Origin of the sequence: Youngiibacter fragilis 232.1, from assembly GCF_000495435.3 — a bacterium.
In the GTDB taxonomy this organism is placed as follows: domain Bacteria; phylum Bacillota; class Clostridia; order Clostridiales; family Clostridiaceae; genus Youngiibacter; species Youngiibacter fragilis.
Window position 1 is genome coordinate 1 of record NZ_AXUN02000138.1, and the last position, 1670, is coordinate 1670.

General features: G+C 45.0%; 1 protein-coding gene. It reads left to right on the forward strand.

Annotated features, from left to right (window positions below; all coding sequences use genetic code 11):
* Positions 1-163 precede the first annotated feature (163 nt).
* Entirely contained in the window at positions 164-1579 is a 1416-nt protein-coding gene (locus T472_RS07110; RefSeq protein ID WP_023387759.1) for an aspartate aminotransferase family protein, read from the forward strand.
* Positions 1580-1670: the final 91 nt, after the last annotated feature.

Here is a 1670-nt window from a genome sequence, read left to right on the forward strand (position 1 = left end):
TGCGAAGTTTGAGTTATTGATATTATGATTTAATAAAATTGATGAGTACATGTATCAGGTATTGCAGCAAAGCTTAATTGTTGACCTAAGACAGGAAAATTCTCTGTATAGGTTCATATGCGCGGTTTTAATAGATAGAAAATCACAAGAGGGGGTATTAGTTATGGCTGCCTCAGATAAGTTGGCTGGCTTTATAACCTATAGGGATGCATTGAAATTGACGGCGAAGCAAAATGCCGAGAATCATCAGAATTTCATCAATCCTGGCTTAGTCAGGCTATTATGGTTTCTCAATTTCGATAAGCTGTTTGTCCGCGCTGAGAACTGTTCTGTTTGGGATAGCGATGGCAATGAATACATTGACTTCTTGGGAGCATATGGAGCACTAAATGTCGGACATAACAACAGCGAAGTCATCGCAGCAATAAAGTCAGTAGAGGCACTGCCTAATTTCCTGCAGATTTCATTGAATCCGCTGACTGGAGCACTGGCCAGGAATCTTGCCCATCTTTGTCCTGGAGAACTTAAGTATACCTTCTTCTCGAACAGTGGAGCAGAGGCGGTTGAAGGTGCCTTGAAGCTTGCAAGGGCATCATCAGGAAAATCCAGGATAGTCTCTTGTGAAGGATCATTCCACGGCAAGACATTTGGAGCGCTGTCAGTTACTGGAAGGAGAAAATACCAGAAGCCATTTTCTCCTATGTTACCGGGAGTCAGCTTTGTTCCCTTCGGAAATGCTGATGCGCTCAGGAAAGCCCTGTCATTAAAGAACATTGCGGCTTTCATCGTCGAGCCGATTCAGGGCGAAGGCGGGATCATAGTCCCACCAGAGGGCTATCTCAGCGAAGTCAGGAAAATCTGTTCTGAGACCGGAACACTTTTGATAATAGATGAGATACAGACAGGACTTGGCCGCACCGGAAGGATGTTCGCCTGCGAATATGAGGATGTCTCCCCTGACATAATGTGCCTCGCAAAATCACTGGGAGGCGGGACAATGCCCCTGGCGGCATATATAGCCACTGAAAAGGTATGGAAAAACGCATATGGCACATTGGATAAAGCGGTACTGCATACATCAACCTTCGGAGGCAACACCAGAGCAGTTACCGCCGGATTGGCTGCACTTGAAGTTACATTGAGGGATGACCTGCCTGGACAGGCTGAAGAAAAAGGGAAGTATTTCCTATCAGAACTCAAGAAGCTGAAGGAAAAGTATCCAATCATCAAGGAAGTGCGTGGAAGAGGCCTCATGCTTGGCATCGAATTCGCCCAGCCCAAGAACAATTTCCTCAACAAGATTACAAGGGGTAGCTTCGAAAAGCTTTCGTATGAATATGTAGGCTCCCTGATAGCCGGCGAGCTTCTGAACAAGCACCACATCATCACTGCGTATACTTTGAATAATCCCAAGGTAATCCGCCTGGAACCACCTCTCACCATATCTTATGAGCAGATAGACAAGTTCCTGAAGGCTCTCGATACAGTCTGCCATAGGAACAAGGGATTCTTTGGTGTTGTAAGGTCAAGCTCAAAAACTGTCATCGTTTCATTCCTCAAGAAGAAGTTCCATTCGTAATTTAAGGCAGAAAAAATCCATCAGCTCATTCAAAGCTGATGGATTCCATTTTTCTATTTTCAGGGCAAAGCAAATGGTGCTGTTGCAAATC

Coding starts and splice junctions, on each gene's coding strand:
- T472_RS07110 (WP_023387759.1), top strand. CDS start 164: ATGGCTGCCTCAGATAAGTTGGCTGGCTTTATAACCTATAGGGATGCA.